17 protein-coding genes are annotated in these 18,089 nt (G+C 65.0%); 14 read left to right on the forward strand and 3 right to left on the reverse strand.

From position 1 onward, the window contains the following. Nucleotides 1–207: 207 nt before the first annotated feature. On the reverse strand, nucleotides 208–1,116 hold the full coding sequence (locus tag RAD04_RS27610) for a helix-turn-helix transcriptional regulator (RefSeq protein ID WP_461626312.1): 909 nt from the start codon (nucleotides 1,114–1,116) through the stop codon (nucleotides 208–210). A 136-nt stretch (nucleotides 1,117–1,252) separates the two neighbouring features. Between RAD04_RS27610 and RAD04_RS27615 the strand changes: the two genes are divergently transcribed. The 5 genes from RAD04_RS27615 (at nucleotide 1,253) to boxB (ending at nucleotide 7,726) form a co-directional block, all read left to right on the forward strand. Continuing rightward, nucleotides 1,253–2,794: a benzoate-CoA ligase family protein gene (locus tag RAD04_RS27615; RefSeq protein ID WP_461626313.1), complete on the forward strand. Its 1,542-nt coding sequence runs from the start codon at nucleotides 1,253–1,255 to the stop codon at nucleotides 2,792–2,794. A 224-nt stretch (nucleotides 2,795–3,018) separates the two neighbouring features. Beyond that, nucleotides 3,019–3,834: an alpha/beta fold hydrolase gene (locus RAD04_RS27620; RefSeq protein ID WP_461626314.1), complete on the forward strand. Its 816-nt coding sequence runs from the start codon at nucleotides 3,019–3,021 to the stop codon at nucleotides 3,832–3,834. A gap of 18 nt (nucleotides 3,835–3,852) precedes the next feature. Beyond that, nucleotides 3,853–4,389: a DUF309 domain-containing protein gene (locus RAD04_RS27625; RefSeq protein ID WP_461626315.1), complete on the forward strand. Its 537-nt coding sequence runs from the start codon at nucleotides 3,853–3,855 to the stop codon at nucleotides 4,387–4,389. A 98-nt stretch (nucleotides 4,390–4,487) separates the two neighbouring features. After that, nucleotides 4,488–6,176 carry a 2,3-epoxybenzoyl-CoA dihydrolase gene (gene boxC, locus RAD04_RS27630; protein ID WP_461626316.1) on the forward strand — a complete coding sequence of 563 codons (1,689 nt, stop codon included), beginning with the start codon at nucleotides 4,488–4,490 and terminating at the stop codon, nucleotides 6,174–6,176. A 98-nt stretch (nucleotides 6,177–6,274) separates the two neighbouring features. Then, nucleotides 6,275–7,726 carry a benzoyl-CoA 2,3-epoxidase subunit BoxB gene (boxB, locus tag RAD04_RS27635; protein ID WP_461626317.1) on the forward strand — a complete coding sequence of 484 codons (1,452 nt, stop codon included), beginning with the start codon at nucleotides 6,275–6,277 and terminating at the stop codon, nucleotides 7,724–7,726. A 72-nt stretch (nucleotides 7,727–7,798) separates the two neighbouring features. On the opposite strand, the gene RAD04_RS27640 is transcribed toward boxB, so the two are convergent. Together RAD04_RS27640 and RAD04_RS27645 are read right to left on the reverse strand one after the other, a co-directional pair. Further along, complete coding sequence (locus RAD04_RS27640; RefSeq protein WP_461626318.1) at nucleotides 7,799–8,608, reverse strand: SDR family oxidoreductase; 810 nt, start codon at nucleotides 8,606–8,608, stop codon at nucleotides 7,799–7,801. 237 nt (nucleotides 8,609–8,845) lie between these two features. Next, nucleotides 8,846–9,904 carry a polysaccharide deacetylase family protein gene (locus RAD04_RS27645; protein ID WP_461626319.1) on the reverse strand — a complete coding sequence of 353 codons (1,059 nt, stop codon included), beginning with the start codon at nucleotides 9,902–9,904 and terminating at the stop codon, nucleotides 8,846–8,848. Nucleotides 9,905–10,068: 164 nt separating this feature from the next. Here RAD04_RS27645 and RAD04_RS27650 point away from each other — a divergent pair, with 164 nt between their 5' ends. The 9 genes from RAD04_RS27650 (at nucleotide 10,069) to pstS (ending at nucleotide 18,041) form a co-directional block, all read left to right on the forward strand. Continuing rightward, on the forward strand, nucleotides 10,069–11,463 hold the full coding sequence (locus tag RAD04_RS27650) for an OmpA family protein (RefSeq protein ID WP_104463374.1): 1,395 nt from the start codon (nucleotides 10,069–10,071) through the stop codon (nucleotides 11,461–11,463). 2 nt (nucleotides 11,464–11,465) lie between these two features. Next, entirely contained in the window at nucleotides 11,466–11,762 is a 297-nt protein-coding gene (locus RAD04_RS27655; protein WP_165637786.1) for a hypothetical protein, read from the forward strand. Between the two features lie 97 nt (nucleotides 11,763–11,859). Then, nucleotides 11,860–12,450 carry a TetR/AcrR family transcriptional regulator gene (locus RAD04_RS27660; protein ID WP_461626320.1) on the forward strand — a complete coding sequence of 197 codons (591 nt, stop codon included), beginning with the start codon at nucleotides 11,860–11,862 and terminating at the stop codon, nucleotides 12,448–12,450. Then, nucleotides 12,447–13,352 carry a haloalkane dehalogenase gene (locus tag RAD04_RS27665; protein ID WP_461626321.1) on the forward strand — a complete coding sequence of 302 codons (906 nt, stop codon included), beginning with the start codon at nucleotides 12,447–12,449 and terminating at the stop codon, nucleotides 13,350–13,352. Before RAD04_RS27660 ends, RAD04_RS27665 begins: the two co-directional genes overlap by 4 nt. An 11-nt stretch (nucleotides 13,353–13,363) precedes the next feature. After that, on the forward strand, nucleotides 13,364–13,591 hold the full coding sequence (locus RAD04_RS27670; RefSeq protein WP_461626322.1) for a SelT/SelW/SelH family protein: 228 nt from the start codon (nucleotides 13,364–13,366) through the stop codon (nucleotides 13,589–13,591). Between the two features lie 18 nt (nucleotides 13,592–13,609). Next, nucleotides 13,610–14,041 (forward strand): GNAT family N-acetyltransferase, encoded by a 432-nt coding sequence (locus RAD04_RS27675; protein WP_461626323.1) that lies wholly within the window; start codon nucleotides 13,610–13,612, stop codon nucleotides 14,039–14,041. Between the two features lie 429 nt (nucleotides 14,042–14,470). Beyond that, nucleotides 14,471–15,526, forward strand: a complete 1,056-nt coding sequence (locus RAD04_RS27680; protein WP_028139780.1) for a putative bifunctional lysylphosphatidylglycerol flippase/synthetase — start codon at nucleotides 14,471–14,473, stop codon at nucleotides 15,524–15,526. A 58-nt stretch (nucleotides 15,527–15,584) separates the two neighbouring features. Next, complete coding sequence (locus RAD04_RS27685) at nucleotides 15,585–16,877, forward strand: ATP-binding protein (RefSeq protein ID WP_461626324.1); 1,293 nt, start codon at nucleotides 15,585–15,587, stop codon at nucleotides 16,875–16,877. 150 nt (nucleotides 16,878–17,027) lie between these two features. Further along, entirely contained in the window at nucleotides 17,028–18,041 is a 1,014-nt protein-coding gene (gene pstS, locus RAD04_RS27690) for a phosphate ABC transporter substrate-binding protein PstS (RefSeq protein ID WP_461626325.1), read from the forward strand. The last annotated feature ends 48 nt before the right edge of the window (nucleotides 18,042–18,089 follow it).

Here is an 18,089-nt window from a genome sequence, read left to right on the forward strand (position 1 = left end):
GTTTGCTGCTGGGCCTGCATATATGATGATCGCAGCTCGATCACAAATCTCCGCTGTCGTCCCTGCGAACGCAGGGACCCATACCCCCAGAGAGCAGTTTGGCGAAGACTGGTCGTTCGGGATTGGCGGCGCGCGCGACCGATAGATCACGCGGTATGGGTCCCTGCTTTCGCAGGGACGACAGCAGAGCGTTTCGATGCAGCTCGCCTACAGCGCCACGCTGCGCAGGCCGAAGCTGCGGGCCTCGTTCTGCAGCACCGGCCGAACCGCATCGATCAGCCGTGCTGCCGCTGCATCGACGGAGAGGCCCGCGGTATCCACCACTGCCGTCGCGCGCGAGTACAGCGGCTCGCGGCTGAGCAGGATGTTGCGCAGCTCCGCCATTGCGGAGCGATCATCGGCCATCGGACGCAAATCGCCCTGGCGACGGACGCGGGCCATGTGCTCCTCGGGCTCGGCCTTCAGCCAGATCGTGTAGAACGAGGTCAGGATCTGGTCGAACGTCAAAGGCTCGGATACGATGCCGCCGCCGGTCGCCAGCACCATCAACTCGTTGCGCGCGAGCAGCTGTTGCAGCGCTGCCTGCTCCATGCGGCGAAAGCCTTCCTGGCCGTACAGCGCGATGATCTCGGCGACCGAGAGCCCGTTCTGCTGCTCGACCTCCTTGTTGAGCTCGACAAAACTCCAGCCGATCTTCTTCGCCAGCATTCGACCGAGCGTCGATTTTCCGGCGCCGCGCAGGCCGATCAGCGCGATGCCGCAGAACGGCGCACGCCGCGGCGCCGAGGCGCTGCCGCCGGCGAGCAGATCTTTTGCCTGCGCGATCTGCGCAGGCGTGGCCTTGCGCAGCAGGTCGCGAAACATCTGCCAGTCCGGTGTCGGATCGGCACTGGGAAGCAGGTCTTCGAGATGCGCGCCCATCGCGTCGGAGACGCGGCGCAGCAGCACGATGGAGACATTGCCCTTGCCGCTTTCAAGCTGCGCGATGTAGCGCTCCGAGATTCCTGATACCTTGGCCAGCACTTTGCGCGACATGCCGCGCAACGCGCGCATGGTGCGCACGCGCTGGCCGAGCTGTTCGAGGAAGCGGGATTCGGCGTCGGGACTTTCGGTCATGAGCCTTCTTTAAGGGATGTCTTCTTGAAGGATGTCCTGCGGCGCATTTTAATGAAACATAATGCCTGCTAGCATTGACAGCAAGCCGCTACGGTGTCTTTCTATGAATTATAATTCCAAATTCGGGGAGAAGTCCGTGAGCGAGGGATCCTATAACGCGGTGACCTGGCTGCTCGACCGCAACGTCAGGGAGGGCCGTGGCAACAAGCTGGCCTTCGACGACACCGTCTCGCGGCTCACCTATGGCGAGCTGCAGCACCAGAGCTGCCGCGCCGCCAACATGCTGCGCCGGCTCGGCGTCCGCCGCGAGGAGCGGGTGGCGATGATCATGCTCGATACGGTCGACTTCCCGATCGTGTTCCTGGGTGCGATCCGCGCCGGCATCGTGCCGGTGCCGCTGAACACGCTGCTGACCGCGGACCAATACGCCTACATCCTCGCCGACTGCCGCGCGCGCGTCCTGTTCGTCTCCGAGGCGCTCTACCCTGTTATCAAGGACGTCGTCGGCCGCATGCCCGATCTCGAGCATGTCGTGGTCTCCGGCGCCAAGCAGAACGGCCACAAGCAGCTCGCCGAGGAGATCGCGGGCGAGAGTGATCAGTTCACCACCGCCGCGACGCATCCGGATGAGCCGGCGTTCTGGCTCTATTCGTCCGGCTCGACCGGCATGCCCAAGGGCGTGCGCCATATCCATTCCAATTTGCAGGCGACCGCGGACACTTACGCCAAGCAGGTGCTCGGCATCCGCGAGAGCGACGTCTGCCTCTCCGCTGCCAAGCTGTTTTTCGCCTACGGGCTCGGCAATGCGCTGACCTTCCCGATGTCGGTCGGCGCCAGCGTGATCCTCAACAGCGAGCGCCCGACGCCGGCGCGCATGTTCGACCTGATGAACCGCTACAAGCCGTCGATCTTCTATGGCGTGCCGACCTTGTTCGCGGCCATGCTCAACGACGAGGCCATGAAGGCCGAGCGCGGCGGCGGCGCCTTGCGCATCTGCACCTCGGCCGGCGAGGCGCTGCCGGAATCCGTCGGCACCAGCTGGAAGGCGCGTTTCGGCGTCGACATCCTCGACGGTGTCGGCTCGACCGAGCTGTTGCACATCTTCCTGTCGAACGCGCCCGGCGACATCAAATACGGCTCCTCCGGCAAGCCGGTGCCGGGCTATGCGGTGCGGCTCGTCAATGAGGCCGGGCAAGATGTTGCCGACGGCGAGGTCGGTGAGCTCCTGGTCGATGCGCCCTCCGCCGGCGAAGGCTACTGGAATCAGCGCCACAAGAGCCGCCGCACTTTTGAGGGACCGTGGACCCGCACCGGCGACAAATATGTCCGCGACGCTGACGGCCGCTACACCTTCTGCGGCCGCGCCGACGACATGTTCAAGGTCTCCGGCATCTGGGTCTCGCCGTTCGAGGTCGAGAGCGCGCTGATCACCCATCCCGCCGTGCTGGAGGCCGCCGTCGTGCCCGAGGCCGATCCGGAAGGGCTGTTGAAGCCAAAAGCCTTCGTCGTGCTGCGGCCGGGCGCGACGACGAGCGATCTTCAGGAAATGCTGAAGGAGCACGTCAAGCAGAAGATCGGCCCGTGGAAATATCCGCGCTGGATCGACGTGGTGGAGTCCCTGCCGAAGACGGCGACGGGAAAGATCCAGCGGTTCAAGCTGCGGGAAGGGGCGAATTGATGGTGCAGGCGGCGGACGCGCTTGCTTACCCTCCCCTGGAGGGGGAGGGTCGCGTCGCATGGAGCGAAGCGCAATGCGAAGCGGGGTGGGGTGATCTCTCCACACGGGCACCGCATCCGCTGAGAGACTGCCACCCCACCCCGTCTCACATCTCGCTGCGCTCGATGTGAGCCGACCCTCCCCCTCCAGGGGAGGGTGCAGACGAAGCGAACAGGAATAAGACCATGACCCTCACCCCCACCGGCTTCCTCAGCGTCGATGGCGCCAGCCTCGAATATAAATGGCTCGCGCCTGCATCGGCCGACGCACCGACCATCGTCATGCTGCACGAAGGCCTCGGCTCGGTCGGGCTCTGGGGCGATTTTCCCGAGAAGCTGCAGCAAGCCACCGGTGCCGGCATCTTCGCCTATTCGCGCGCCGGCTACGGCCAGTCGAGCCCGGCCGCGCTGCCGCGGCCGCTCGACTACATGCAGCGCGAGGCGCTGGACGTGCTGCCGAAGCTGCTCGATGCGATTCAGTTCAAGCGCGGCCTGCTGCTGGGCCATTCCGACGGCGCCTCGATCGCGACGATCTATGCCGGCGCGCATCAGGATCACCGCCTGAGCGGCCTCGTGCTGATCGCGCCGCATTTCATCGTCGAGGACATCTCGGTGAAATCCATCGCCGCGATCAAGACCAGCTTCGAGACCACGGACCTGAAGGCCAAGCTGGCGCGCTGGCACAAGGATGTCGACAACGCCTTCTACGGCTGGAACGGCGCCTGGCTCGATCCGAAATTCCGCGACTGGGACATCTCGGAATATCTGGCCTATATCCGCGTTCCCATTCTGGTCGTGCAAGGTGCAGGCGACCAATATGGGACACTGCGTCAGGTCGAAATTGCGCAGGAAGAGTGTTACTGTCCGGTAGATTTTAAAGTCATTTCAGACGCGGGCCATTCCCCGCATCGTGAAGCGCCGGGGGCGACGCTTGACGCGATTGAGCAATTTGCAAAAGCGGCCCTGCGCGACGATCAGGGACTCCAGGTACGCGCCGCATGACCATGCGGAGGCACATCCATGAATGTGCCTTCACATGCGACCGGCCGATTGCCATGGCCGCAATGGGCCTATGTCCCGGGGGAGACCGGCGCCATCGAGGCCGATGACGAGACGCTTCGCTTGGCCAAGGCGCTGGTGCCCTCGGCCTTTCGTGGCTACGTGCCGGCCCGCCATCCGGCGTTGCGCTACGGCCTCGCGCTCAACGACCGCGGCTATTTCTGGGAAGCGCAGGAGGTGCTGGAGACGGTGTGGGCCGCAGCCCCGCAGAGCGGCCGCGAACGCATCCTGCTGCGCGCCTGCATCCACATCGCCAATGCCAATCTGCGGCTGCGCATGCAGAAGGCGCATTCGGCCGCGCGCCTGTTCGGCGACGCTCTGACCGAGCTGCGGGCGTTGAGCGCGCGCAAGGTCGCAAGCGGCGGCGACGGCTTCGTCGAGAGCTTTCCGGTCACGGCCCTGGTGGCGCTGCTCCAGGCCAAGATCGGCCGCCCGCAGCTCGCGAAGGCCGACTGGATCGCGCTGGGCGCGATTGTGCGGTCTTGGCTAACTGCATGAAACAAAGTGCATGCGTCGGGGGTTAAGGGCTAGACGCATCCAAAAAGATGCACTATTGTGCATCTAACGGTAAACCAAAACGAGCTCAAGGGTGGCCCATGGCCGGGGAAGATCGGCGCCTCGCAGGCGGCGCGACATTCATCGATTTCCAGACCGAACCGTCCCGCTACAAGCACTGGAAGCTCGCGGTCGACGGTGACGTCGCGACGCTGACCATGGACGTCGACGAGAATGGCGGCCTGTTCGAGGGCTATCTGCTCAAGCTCAATTCCTACGATCTCGGCGTCGACATCGAGCTGGCGGATGCGGTCCAGCGGCTGCGCTTCGAGCATCCGGACGTGAAGGTCGTGCTGATGCGCTCGGCCAAGAACCGCGTGTTCTGCGCCGGCGCCAACATCCGCATGCTCGCGGGCTCGACCCATGCCCACAAGGTGAACTTCTGCAAGTTCACCAACGAGACCCGCAACGGCATGGAAGATTCCTCGGAGAATTCCGGCCAGCGCTTCATCACCGTGGTGAACGGCTCGGCCGCCGGCGGCGGCTATGAGCTGGCGCTCGCGACCGACCACATCATCCTCGCCGACGACGGCTCGTCGGCCGTCGCGCTGCCCGAGGTGCCGCTGCTCGCGGTGCTGCCGGGCACCGGCGGGCTGACGCGCGTCGTCGACAAGCGCAAGGTGCGCCGCGATCATGCCGATTTCTTCTGCACCATCGAGGAAGGCGTCAAGGGCAAGCGCGCCGTGCAATGGCGCCTCGTCGACGAGATCGCGCCGAACTCGAAGTTAGAGGCCAAGATCGCCGAGCGCGCCAAGGAGTTCGCGACCGCCTCGAAGCGCAAGGGCAGCGGCAAGGGCGTCGCGCTGACACAGCTCAAGCGCATCATCGACGAGAACAGCATCCGTTACAGCTTCGTCACGGTCGACGTCGATCGCACAGCTCGCATCGCCACCATCTCGATCAAGGCGCCGGAAACCGCGCCGCCCGCCGATATCGACGGCATGATGGCGCTAGGCGCGTCGTTCTGGCCGCTCCAGGTCGCGCGTGAGCTCGATGACGCCATCCTGCACTTGCGCATCAACGAGCTCGAGATCGCCATGCTGGTGTTCAAGAGCCATGGCGACCGCGCTCATGTGCTCGCGCACGACGCCTTCCTCGAAGCCAACAAGGCGCATTGGCTGGTCAACGAAATCAGACATTATTGGAAGCGCGTGCTGAAGCGCATCGACGTCACCTCGCGCACGCTGGTGACGCTGGTCGAGCCCGGCTCCTGCTTTGCCGGCACGCTCGCCGAGCTCGTCTTCGCCGCCGACCGCTCCTACATGCTGATCGGCACGCGCCAGGGCGATAACCGCCCGCCGCCGTCGATAGAGCTCTCCGCCATGAATTTCGGCCCGTATCCGATGAGCCACGGCCTGACGCGGCTGGAGTCGCGCTTCCAGGCCGATCCGTCGGATGTGGAGCGCGCGGAAGCCACGATGGGTACCGCGCTCGACGCCGAGCAGGCGGAAGAGCTCGGCCTCGTCACCTTCGCGCTCGACGACATCGACTGGGACGACGAGGTCCGCGTGTTCCTGGAGGAGCGCGCCAGCTTCTCGCCCGACAGCCTCACCGGCATGGAAGCGAGCCTGCGCTTCGTCGGCCCGGAGACGATGGAATCGAAAATCTTCTCGCGCCTCACCGCATGGCAGAACTGGATCTTCCAGCGCCCCAACGCGGTCGGCGAGGAAGGCGCGCTGCGCCGCTACGGCAGCGGCCAGAAGCCGAAATTCGATATGACGCGAGTCTAGCGAGTAGGGAGTGGCGAATGGCGAATAGGAGTTTCCATTCGCTACTCGCCATTCGCCATTCGCCCCTTTAACGAGCTAGTCCCCCACGGGAGGTCCACATGAACATGAACATCATGAACGTCGACTACTCGACCAAGATTCCGAACAACGTCAATCTTGCCGAAGATCGCCAGGTGCTCAAGGCGCTCGAGGGCTGGCATCCCGGCTACATGGATTGGTGGAGCGACATGGGGCCGGAAGGTTTCCAGGAATCGCTGGTCTATTTGCGCACCGCTTACTCCGTCGATCCGCGCGGCTGGGCCAAGTTCGACTATGTCCGCATGCCCGACTATCGCTGGGGCATTCTCCTCGCGCCGCAGGAGGAAAATCGCGTCGTGCCGTTCGGCGAGCACTACGGCGAGCCGGCCTGGCAGGAAGTCCCGGGCGAGCATCGCGCCATGCTGCGCCGCCTGATCGTGATCCAGGGCGACACCGAGCCGGCCTCGGTCGAGCAGCAGCGTCATCTCGGCAAGACCGCGCCTTCGCTCTACGACATGCGCAACCTGTTCCAGGTCAATGTCGAGGAGGGCCGCCACCTCTGGGCGATGGTCTACCTGCTGCAGAAATATTTCGGCCGCGACGGCCGCGAGGAAGCAGATGACTTGCTGCGCCGCCGCTCCGGCGATGCTGATGCCCCGCGCATGCTGGGCGCCTTCAACGAGGCGACGCCGGACTGGCTGTCCTTCTTCATGTTCACCTATTTCACCGACCGTGACGGCAAGATGCAGCTGCACTCGCTCGCGCAGTCCGGCTTCGATCCGCTGTCGCGCACCTGCCGCTTCATGCTCACGGAAGAAGCGCACCACATGTTCGTCGGCGAGACCGGCATCACCCGTGTCGTGCAGCGCACCTGCGATGCGATGCGCGAGGCCGGCATCACCGATCCCACCGACATCGCGAAAGTCCGCGCGCTCGGGGTGATCGATCTTCCGACCATCCAGAAGAAGCTGAACCTGCACTACACGCTGTCGCTCGATCTGTTTGGCTCGGAGGTCTCGACCAACGCGGCCAACGCCTTCAATGCCGGCATCAAGGGCCGCTATCACGAGACCCAGATCGAGGACGATCACCAGCTCAAGAACGCCACCTATCCGGTGCTGAAGTTCATCAACGGCGAGATCAAGCTGGTCGACGAGCCGGCGCTGACCGCGCTCAACATGCGCCTGCGCGACGATTACAGCCAGGATTGCGTCAAGGGCATGCTGCGCTGGAACAAGGTGATCTCGACCGCGGGCTACGACTTCAAGCTGACCTTGCCCAACGTCGCCTTCCATCGCCACATCGGCGAGTTCAAGGACGTGCGCGCGACGCCCGACGGCCTCCTGATCGACGATGCCACCTGGGCGAAGCGCAAGGACGAATGGTTGCCCTCGACCGCCGACGGCGACTTCATCACCTCGCTGATGCAGCCCGTCACCGAGAGCGGCAAGTTCGCCTCGTGGATCTCGCCGCCGAAGGTCGGTATCGACAACAAGCCCGGCGATTTCGAGTACGTGAAGATCGAGTCGTAGAGGCTGGCGAGCAGCGAGTAGCGAATGGGGCAATAAACTCCATTCGCCATTCGCTACTCACCATTTGCCCCCTCAGCTATCCCACCCGCTCCCCTTGATCCCCGGATTGGCGTAGACGATGCCGCCGTCCACCGCGATGGTCGCGCCCACCACGTAATCGCCCGCGCGCGAGGCGAGATAGATTGCGGCGCCCGCCATGTCCTCGTCGGTGCCGATGCGCCCCGCGGGCACGCGCGTTGCGACTTCGTCGCCATGGTCGCGCGCGGCGCGGTTCATGTCGGACTGGAACGGGCCCGGCGCGATTGCCGTGACCACGACGTGGTCGGAGATCAGCTTCACCGCCATGCGCCGGGTCAAATGGATCAGCCCGGCCTTGCTCGCGGCGTAGGAATAGGTCTCCATCGGATTGACGAAGATGCCGTCGATCGAGGCGATGTTGATCACCTTCGCCGGCCGCTCCGCGCTTGCGGCTGCGCGCAGCGGCGCGGCCAGCGCCTTGGTCAGGAAGAACGGCGCCTTGACGTTGAGGTTCATCACCTTGTCCCAGCCGCTCTCCGGAAACTCGTCGAACTCCGCGCCCCAGGCGGCACCCGCATTGTTCACGAGGATATCGAGCTTCGGCTCGCGCTTGCTGAACTCTGTTGCCAGCAGCTCGGCGCCGGCGAGCGTCGAGATGTCGATCGGCAGCGCGATGCACTCGCCGTCATATTGCGCGGTGAGCGCCTTGGCGGTCTCCTCGCACGGTCCCGCCTTGCGCGCGGTGATGTAGACCTTCGCGGCGCCGGCGCCGAGAAATCCCGCCGCGATCATTTTGCCGATGCCGCGCGAGCCGCCGGTCACCAGTGCGACGCGGCCTTTGAGCGAGAACAGATCGTTGAACATGATGCCTCCCTGGGTTGACGAAGTTTTGGGCGGGCGGGGGAGGGGAGTCAAGAAAGGCTGGAATTAGATCGCCGTGTGGCGTGACGCCGGTCGAACCTACTCGGTGTCGTCCCCGCGAACGCGGGGACCCATACCCACAGGGAGTAGTTTGGCGAAGGCTGGTCGTTCGGTACGTCTACCAATCGCAATCGATAGATCACGCGGTATGGGTCCCTGCGTTCGCAGGGACGACGGCGGCTACGCCGCCGCGATCCGGCGGAAGCCGTTCCACATCGCGGTCGCCGCGCCCGAGGTCAGAACGGGGAGGATTCTTGCATCCTGGTAGTTGCCGTTGAGGGAGACGCGCGGCAGCGCCGTCATGTGGGCGGCATTGTCGGCGAACAGCATGCCGGGCCGCGTCGTCACCGCAGTCTTGAAGCCCGCCGTTGCAGCAAGGCCGAATTCGCGCATCCCCGCGGCCTCGCGGTCGCCATAGGGATAGGCGAGATGCAGCACGGGCCGCTGCAGCGCCTGCTCGATCCGCGCGCGGCTCGTGGCGATCTCCTGCGCGGCGACGTCTTCGGCCACCTTGGCGAGGTTGCAATGGCTGACGCTATGCGCGCCGATCGTGACCAGCGGATCGGCGGCAAAGCTCTTCACCTCGGCCCAGGACAGGCAGAGGCTGCGGCACAGCGCTGCCATGTCGACGTCGTATGTCGCGCAGAGCGCCTCGATCTCTCGCGCCAGATCGTGCTCGCCCGGTAGCGCGCGCAGCCAGTCGTGGAGGCGGTCGAACGTTACCTGCTTGGCCGCGGGCGTCGTCGCATCGAGCCGCAGCGCGGAATTCCCGATTCTGACGTCGACCTGATCGGTCTTGGCGATCACGGCCTCCAGCGCCGCCCACCACAGCCGTCCAGTGCCCTCGGCAAAATCGCTCGCGACATAGACCGCCAGAGGCGCGTCAAATTCGCGCAGCACGGGCAGCGCATAATCCAGATTATCGCGATAGCCGTCGTCGAGGGTGAAGGCAGCGAAGCGGCGGTCGAACCGGCCCTGCACCAGCCGCTCATGCAGCTCGTCCATGCTGACGATGTCGATGTCGCGCGAGCGCAGATGGCACAGCGTCGCGCGCAGGAACTCGGGGGTGACTTCGAGATGCCGGTTCGGCTGGAACGCGGCCTCACGGGCCGGCCGTACGTGGTGCAGCATGAAAATGGCGCCGACGCCCGACAAAAGCGGGCGCAGCAGATGGTGCGCCCCGCTGAAATAGAGTGCTTCCAGCCCGGCGCGGATGACGTTGTTACGCAGTTGTTTCATGACCCGCTGGCGGACTCTGGCATTCCGCTTTCAACTTACGGAAGAACCCTTGAAGAAAAAGTTATTCCGATTGTCCAGGCGGGCCCTTCGCAACAGCACCATTTCCGGTTTGACAGCCTGCCAAGGGTTTGTTTTGTCTCCGGTTCCAGAGTTCGGGTCGTCGAATGAAGAAGCTTTTCAAGTGGGCCAGCAAATGGTGGCCGGGGCTGATCCCCTTGGCCGTCATGTGGGGATTTGCGGCCTGGAATAATACCTTACCGGTCGAAGCCGACCTGTCGGCGCGCAGCTCGGCTGCGCTGAAGGACACCGTGCTGGACAAGACCCGGATTGCGGTCGATGGCCGCGATGTCAGCCTGGCCGCGGACGCCTTCTCCGAGGAGGGTCGGCGGGATGCCGTGATGGCGGTCGAGACCGTCCCCGGCGTCCGCCTGGTCGACGATCGGACCCGCCTTGTTCCCGAGGCCAAACCCTTCGTCTGGAACGCCGAGCGCGACGTGGTGCGGGTGACGCTGTCAGGCTCCGCGCCCTTGCCGTCGATGAAGGGCCGGCTGACCGAGGCGGCCCGCAAGGAGGTCGGCGGGGTCGAGGTGGCCGACCAGATGGGGCTGGCGCGCGGTGCGCCGCCGCGGTTCGAGGCCGCAGCGACGCTGTTGCTGGACCAGATCGGCAAGCTGAAGGACGGCAAGATCACGATCACGGACACCAAGGTCAATCTGTCGGGCATGGCGCGCGATCTCGGCGGCCGCGAGGCGATCGTGGCGGCGCTGAAGAACCTGCCCGAGGGCTTTTCGATCGCCGCCAACGACGTCAAGGCGCCGCCCTATATCTTCCAGGCCTACAAGGATCCGGTCGCCGCGACCGTGACGCTGACCGGCTATGTTCCCGACAACACCATCCACGCGGCGATCGCCACCAGCGCCGCGCGAAAATTCTTCACCGAAAAGGTGGTCGACAATCTCAAGGCCAGCATCGGCGCGCCCGGCTCCTTCAACACCGCCGTGATCGCAGCCCTCGGCGCGCTGTCGCGACTGTCGACCGGCACGCTCGTCGTCTCCGACCGCGAGGTGAAGCTGTCGGGCGATGCGCTCTACGAGGGGGCCGCCAACGACATCCGCGCGGGCCTCGGCAAGGACTTCCCAAAAAACTGGCAGTACAAGCCGGAGATCACCGTGAAGCCGGCGGCAGGCCCGGTCGATGGCACCGTGTGTCAGCAATTGTTCTCCGAGCTCCTGGCCAAGGGCAAGATCCGCTTCGCAGCCAAGCGCGCCGACATCGATCCGGATTCCGCCGCCATCCTCGATCATCTGATCGAAACGGCGCTGCGCTGCCCCACCACCAATGTCGAGGTCGCCGGGCATACCGATGCCGACGGCGAGGACGGCTTCAACCGGGCTCTCTCGGAGAAGCGCGCGCAGGCGGTGATCGATTATCTGGTCAAGGCCGGCCTGCCCGCCAGCCGCTTCACGGCGGTCGGCCATGGCAGCACGCAGCCGCTCGCCGGCAACGACACCGACGAAGGCAAGGCGCAGAACCGACGTATCGAATTCCTGGTGAGGTGACGATGCCCTATCTCGTCTCGTTCCATCTGGGCTGGCTGATCGGCTCGCTGCTGCTGGGCTTTTGCATGGGCTGGATCTCGGTGGTCCAGCGCGGCAACGGCACCTCGAAGGTGACGGCGCGCTGGCTCGCCGCGCTTGCTGCCGCCCTGGTCGCGGCCTCGTTCGCACACGTCGTGCCCGGCCGCTTCGGCTACTGGCTCGACCTCGGCCTGATCATGTTCGCCTGCTATCTGGTCGGCTGCACCATCGGCGCCTGGCTGCGCGACCGCGTGGTCTCGCGCAGCATGCGGACCGGCTGAAGCTCCACCGCCAGGCCCATTTCTGTTCGGACACGTCGTCGAGAGAGGCGTCAAACGCACGACTTGACAATAATACGTACGTACGTATTATCTCTCCATGCCCAAGCCCTCACTCAAAGACGCCATCCTCGACGCCGGCCTCAAGGTCATGTTCCGGACCGGCTATCACGGCACCAGTGTGCGCGATGTCACCACCGCGGCAGGCGCCCCGCAGGGGTCCTTCACCAATCATTTCCGCTCCAAGGAAGCGTTCGCCTCGGAGGTGCTCGATCGCTATTTCGAGATCACGAAGGGATTGGTCGCGGAGGCCCTTGAAGACGCCTCTCTGACCCCGCGGGCGCGGCTCAAGCGCTATCTCGACATCATCTCCGGACGGCTCGAAGCCGACGGCTACGGACGCGGCTGCCTGATCGGCGATCTCAGCCTGGAAGCTGCCGGCAGCAGCGAGATGCTGCGCAGCCGCCTTGCCGAAATCTTTGCCGAGTGGCGCGTGCCCTTCGCGGCCTGCATCAGCGAGGCGCAGAGGAGCGGCGAGATCGATTCCGAATTCGAGCCCGAGGAACTTGCCGATTTCCTGCTAGCGTCCTGGCAGGGCGCGATCCTTCGCATGAAGGTCGACCGCACGCCCACGGCGCTCGAACGCTTCAAGACCATCGCTTTCAAAACCGTGTTCAAGGAGCCGACATGAGCCAGCAAGCCGAGATCCAGATCCGCAGCGCCTCCGTGCTGGGAAGCACGATGGTTTATCGCGACACGGGCGCGCAGGATGCGCCGGTCGCGCTCTTCCTTCACGGCAATCCGACGTCCTCGCACATCTGGCGAAACATCCTGCCGCTGGTATCGCCGGTGGCACGTTGCATCGCGCCCGATCTCATCGGTTTCGGCCGGTCCGGCAAGCCTGATATCGCCTACCGCTTCTTCGATCATGTCCGTTATCTCGACGCGTTTATCGAAGAACTCGGCATCAGCTCAGCCTATCTCGTTGCGCAGGATTGGGGCACGGCGCTCGCATTTCATCTCGCGGCGCGCCGGCCGGCCTTGGTGCGCGGCCTCGCCTTCATGGAGTTCATCCGGCCGATGCCGACCTGGCAGGATTTCCATCAGGTCGAAGCTGCGCGCGAGACGTTCCGCAAATTCAGGACCCCGGGCGAGGGGGAAGCAATGATCCTGGAGGCGAACGCCTTCGTCGAACGCGTGCTGCCCGGCGGCATCATGCGCACCTTGAGCGAAGACGAGATGGTGCCGTATCGCGCGCCGTTTCCGACGCCGGACAGCCGCCGTCCCGTTCTTGCATTCCCGCGTGAATTGCCGATCGCGGGCGAGCCTGCCGATGTCGATCAAGCGCTGCAATCGGCTCATGCGTCGCTCAGAGCGTCTGCATATCCGAAGCTGCTCTTCGCAGGCGAGCCGGGGGCCGTCGTCGCTCCCGAATTTGCCGAGACCTTTGCGGCCTCGCTGCAGCACTGCGCGCTCGTCCGCCTCGGGCCTGGCAGGCATTACCTCCAGGAGGATCATCCCGATGCCATCGGCCGTTCCGTTGCCGGCTGGATCGCCGGCATCGAAGCGGTGCGTCCCCAGCTTGCGGCCTGAAGGAGGACGAGATGTCCGACGTGACCATCATCTATTGCCGGCCGTGCGGATACGAGAAGCGCGCCAAGGAGGCGGCCGCGGCGTTGCGCCGGCAACTCGGGCTGGAAGCGGATCTCGTCCCCGGCACGGGCGGCGTCTTCCAGGTGAGGCTCGGCGACCGGATTGTCGCTAGCCGCAGCAAAGGTCATTTTCCTGACGGGGACGATATCGTCGCGGCCGTCACCGCCGCGCGGGGCTGAGCCAGGAGGGTTTTCGCGATGTCGATTGTCTGGGCCGACGATCTCGCCGGGATCGACTGGGATGAGCTATCCGAGCTCTATCGCATCGCGCCGCTCGGCAACAAGGCGCCGGCCGATCTCGCGCTGGTGTTCGGCAACAGCATGTTTCGCGCCTTCGCGAGGGACGATGGCCGCATCGTGGGCGCGGGGCGCGTGCTGGCCGACGGCCGCGACTGCGCCTATCTCTGTGATGTCGCCGTGCACCTGGACCACCAGGGGCGGGGGCTCGGCCGCGACCTCATCGAGCGCCTGCTTGTGCGTTGCCGCGGGCATCGCAAGATCATCCTCTATGCGGTGCCTGGCAAGGAGGGGTTTTACGAACGCCTGGGCTTCAGGCGGATGACCACGGCCATGGCGATCTTCGAAGATCAGGCCGGCGCCTATGGCCGCGGCTATTTGACCGCGCCTTGAGGCTGCGCCCGGGGCCCGCGACCTTCCGGCGGATCGGATACCCCGTCGAACGGACGCCGGGATTGCCCCCTCTTTCAACAGGCGCGCGCGGGCCATAGATTGACGTCGGCTTAAGGCGTGAAGGAACATTGTGCGGCCGAAATCATCAAAACTTCATGGCGCCTGCGCAGGATCGCCATGGAGATTCGCCTCAAGTCCTGCCGCCGAAGGCGCCAAACCGTGCATCAGGAGCCCGCAACCCTGCCTAAAATATTGAATGCACGTGTTTTTGTTCGAATTGGCGAATTCCACTCCGCCCCAAAACGCGCTAGTGGAGGGCTGGGGGGCATGCGCGATACCGGAGCCGGCGGCGAGGGTTCGTTGAGTGCCAGTGCGTCGTCCGCCTGTTCGCCGGCCACCCTGGCCGCTGAAGCGTTGTTCGAGGTCTAGATGCTGGAAGCCATACGCAGGGCGATGTCGTTTCTGCGCCAGAAGCAAGTCCTGCATAAGCTTGGCGTTGTGATCAGCGTCGCGGTCATCGGCATCGCTTGCTATGTGCTCTACCACATGTTGCGAGGCATCGATTTCAACGAAGTCCTCGAAGCGATCAAGAGCACCGAGCCGACCCAGATCGCGATGGCGGCGCTGTTCGTCACCGCGGGCTATTTCACCCTGACCTTCTACGACCTGTTCGCCGTGCGCGCGATCGGCCATGCCCATGTGCCCTATCGCATCAACGCGCTCGCGGCCTTCACCAGCTATTCGATCGGCCACAATGTCGGTGCATCCGTCTTCACCGGCGGCGCGGTGCGCTACCGCATCTATTCGGCCTACGGGCTGAACGCGATCGACGTCGCGAAGATCTGCTTCCTCGCCGGCCTGACCTTCTGGCTCGGCAATGCCGCCGTGCTCGGCCTCGGCATCTCCTATCATCCGGAAGCCGCCGCCTCGATCGACCAGCTGCCGCCCTGGCTGAACCGGGCGCTGGCGCTGATGATCATCGTCGGGCTGGTCGGCTATGTGGTCTGGGTCTGGACCCAGCCGCGCGTGGTCGGCCGCGGGCCCTGGACCGTGGTGCTGCCGGGCGGCCCGCTGACGCTGCTCCAGATCGCGATCGGCATCGTCGATCTCGGCTTCTGCGCGCTCGCGATGTACGTGCTGGTCCCGGACGAGCCCAATCTCGGCTTCGTGGTGGTCGCGGTGATCTTCGTCTCGGCCACCCTGCTCGGCTTCGCCAGCCACTCGCCCGGCGGGCTAGGGGTGTTCGACGCCGCCATGCTGGTCGGTCTCTGGCAGATGGATCGCGAGGAACTTCTGGGCGGCATGCTGCTGTTCCGCGTCCTCTATTATCTGTCGCCCTTCGTCATATCTGTAATCTTGCTGACGTTTCGCGAAGTTATCATCGGCGCAAGATCGAAGCGCTTGCAGCAGGCGGCGCTCAAGCTCGACCCCGGCCCGGCGCGTGAAGCCGCTTATGTGAGAGAGCGCAGCGACAGCGGTGCCTGACGGCGCCAAGCCTTATTTGGACAGGCCTTCAGACAAGCCCCAGGAGAAGTCCGCCCCGATGGCGATCGACGCCCCATCTTCTCCCTCCGCCCAGCCCTGGTCCGACCGGCTGCGGCATTCGACCGTGATCCTGATCGCCGCGGCGCTGGCGCTGTCCGTCGTCGTCTCGCTCGGCGAATTGTCGGCGCTGCACGCCGCGATCGTGTTCCTCTGTATCGCGGCGGCGGCGCTGGTCCCGTGGCGGCTGCATGATCCCGCCGCCTCGCGCGACGACGTCAGGCGCATCAACCCGGTCGAGAGCGCGGCAGTGGCCGCGGTCGTCGCCGGCATGCCGGATCCGGCGGTGCTGCTCGACCGCGCCGGCCGCGTCATCCACCTCAACGCCGCCGCCGCCCAGCTCGCGCCGGCGCTGCGCCGGAACGAGCTCGCCCAGTTCGCGCTGCGCTCGCCGGAGATCATCACGGCGCTGCGCGAGGCGATCGCGACCACCGAGCCGCGGCGCGCGACCTATCTCGACCACGTCCCGGTCGACCGCTGGCTGGAGCTCATGATCACGCCGGTGCCGGTGCCGACCAGCTTCGGCGGCGCCGACAAATGCATGCTGATGACCTTCCACGACCAGACGCCGCTGCGCCGGGTGGAGGAGATGCGCGCCGACTTCGTCGCCAATGCCAGCCACGAGCTGCGCACGCCGCTGGCCGCGCTGTCGGGCTTCATCGACACGCTGCAGGGCCAGGCCAAGGACGATCCCAAGGCGCGCGAGCGCTTCCTCGGCATCATGCACAACCAGGCCACCCGCATGGCGCGCCTGATCGACGACCTGTTGTCGCTGTCGCGGGTCGAGCTGTCGGCCCATGTCCGGCCCGACACCCTGGTCGACCTGCTGCCGATCATCCGTCAGGTCGCCGACGGGCTCGAGCCGCTGGCGCGCGAGCGCCAGGTCGAGGTCGAGATCCATCTGCCTGAAGGGGCGGTGATGATCGCGGGCGACCGCGAGGAGCTGCTCCGCCTGTTCGAGAATTTGATCGAGAACGCGCTCAAATACGGTGCCTCCGGCGGACGCGTCATCGTGTCGCTGACCTCAGCCGCAGCCACTGATGGAACTCAGGAAATCCGGATCATGGTCCGCGATTTCGGCCCCGGCATCGCGCCCGAGCACCTGCCGCGGCTGACCGAGAGGTTCTACCGGGTCGACGTCGGCGACAGCCGCTCGCAGGGCGGCACGGGGCTTGGATTATCGCTGGTGAAACATATTCTTAACCGCCATCGCGGCCGGCTTTTGATCGAAAGTGTGCCCCGGCAGGGCGCCACTTTCACCGCCTGTTTTCCCCAGGCTAAGACTTTAGTTTAGACCTGAAACTCACGCGATTCCAATCGCTTGAGTGTGTCATCCGACTGTCACGAAACCTTCGTAAAAGCACAGCCGACCGCTCCTAAAGGGGCGGCGCGGGGAGCGCGATCGGGCGCGGTTGGCGCTTCGCTCCCCCCAATGGAGACCAGCATGAATTTCCTCAAAACGATCGTCGCTGCCGGCATGGTCGCCGCTTCGACGACGGCGGCCTTTGCTGCCGACATCACCGGTGCCGGTGCCACCTTCCCATTCCCGATCTATTCCAAATGGGCTGACGCCTACAAGAAAGAGACCGGCAACGGTCTGAACTACCAGTCGATCGGCTCCGGCGGCGGCATCAAGCAGATCCAGGCCAAGACCGTGACCTTCGGCGCCAGCGACGCGCCGCTCAAGGCCGAGCAGCTCGAGAAGGACGGCCTCGTCCAGTGGCCGATGGTGATGGGCGCCATCGTCCCCGTCGTCAACCTCGAGGGCGTGAAGCCCGGCGAGATGGTGTTCGACGGCGAGACGCTCGCCAGCATCTATCTCGGCAAGATCACCAAGTGGGACGACGCCGCGATCAAGAAGCTCAATCCGAATCTGAAGCTGCCCTCGGACGCCATCACCGTGGTCCGCCGCTCGGACGGTTCGGGCACCACCTTCAACTTCACCAACTATCTCGCCAAGGCCAGCGCGGACTGGAAGAGCAAGGTCGGTGAAGGCACCGCGGTCGAGTGGCCGGTCGGCGTCGGCGCCAAGGGCAACGAAGGCGTGTCGGGCAACATCAGCCAGACCAAGAACTCGATCGGCTACGTCGAGTACGCCTATGCCAAGCAGAACAAACTGACCTACACCGGTCTCGTCAACAAGGCCGGCAAGCCGGTGCAGCCGACCGTCGAAGCCTTCCAGGCGGCCGCCTCCAACGCCGACTGGGCCAAGGCGCCCGGCTACTACGTCATCCTGACCGACCAGCCCGGCGAGAAGTCGTGGCCGATCACGGCGGCGACCTTCATCCTCATGCACAAGTCCGCCACCGACAAGGCGGCCTCGCAGGAAGCCATCAAGTTCTTCCGCTGGGCCTTCAAGAGCGGCGGCAAGGCGGCTGAAGAGCTCGACTACATCCCGATGCCCGAAGGCGTCGTGAGCCTGATCGAGAAGACCTGGGCTGCCGAGATCAAGAGCTAAGTAAGACCCTCGTGTCCCGGCCGCGGTGCGGCCCTGGCGATGCGAAGC

The organism is Bradyrhizobium sp. 25ACV, assembly GCF_054863005.1.

Bases quoted from the DNA above. Each gene is read 5' to 3' on its own strand.
- RAD04_RS27610 (WP_461626312.1), bottom strand. From the start codon at position 1,116: ATGACCGAAAGTCCCGACGCCGAATCCCGCTTCCTCGAACAGCTCGGC.
- RAD04_RS27620 (WP_461626314.1), top strand. From the start codon at position 3,019: ATGACCCTCACCCCCACCGGCTTCCTCAGCGTCGATGGCGCCAGCCTC.
- RAD04_RS27625 (WP_461626315.1), top strand. From the start codon at position 3,853: ATGAATGTGCCTTCACATGCGACCGGCCGATTGCCATGGCCGCAATGG.
- boxC (WP_461626316.1), top strand. From the start codon at position 4,488: ATGGCCGGGGAAGATCGGCGCCTCGCAGGCGGCGCGACATTCATCGAT.
- boxB (WP_461626317.1), top strand. From the start codon at position 6,275: ATGAACATGAACATCATGAACGTCGACTACTCGACCAAGATTCCGAAC.
- RAD04_RS27640 (WP_461626318.1), bottom strand. From the start codon at position 8,608: ATGTTCAACGATCTGTTCTCGCTCAAAGGCCGCGTCGCACTGGTGACC.
- RAD04_RS27645 (WP_461626319.1), bottom strand. From the start codon at position 9,904: ATGAAACAACTGCGTAACAACGTCATCCGCGCCGGGCTGGAAGCACTC.
- RAD04_RS27650 (WP_104463374.1), top strand. From the start codon at position 10,069: ATGAAGAAGCTTTTCAAGTGGGCCAGCAAATGGTGGCCGGGGCTGATC.
- RAD04_RS27655 (WP_165637786.1), top strand. From the start codon at position 11,466: ATGCCCTATCTCGTCTCGTTCCATCTGGGCTGGCTGATCGGCTCGCTG.
- RAD04_RS27660 (WP_461626320.1), top strand. From the start codon at position 11,860: ATGCCCAAGCCCTCACTCAAAGACGCCATCCTCGACGCCGGCCTCAAG.
- RAD04_RS27665 (WP_461626321.1), top strand. From the start codon at position 12,447: ATGAGCCAGCAAGCCGAGATCCAGATCCGCAGCGCCTCCGTGCTGGGA.
- RAD04_RS27670 (WP_461626322.1), top strand. From the start codon at position 13,364: ATGTCCGACGTGACCATCATCTATTGCCGGCCGTGCGGATACGAGAAG.
- RAD04_RS27675 (WP_461626323.1), top strand. From the start codon at position 13,610: ATGTCGATTGTCTGGGCCGACGATCTCGCCGGGATCGACTGGGATGAG.
- RAD04_RS27680 (WP_028139780.1), top strand. From the start codon at position 14,471: ATGCTGGAAGCCATACGCAGGGCGATGTCGTTTCTGCGCCAGAAGCAA.
- RAD04_RS27685 (WP_461626324.1), top strand. From the start codon at position 15,585: ATGGCGATCGACGCCCCATCTTCTCCCTCCGCCCAGCCCTGGTCCGAC.
- pstS (WP_461626325.1), top strand. From the start codon at position 17,028: ATGAATTTCCTCAAAACGATCGTCGCTGCCGGCATGGTCGCCGCTTCG.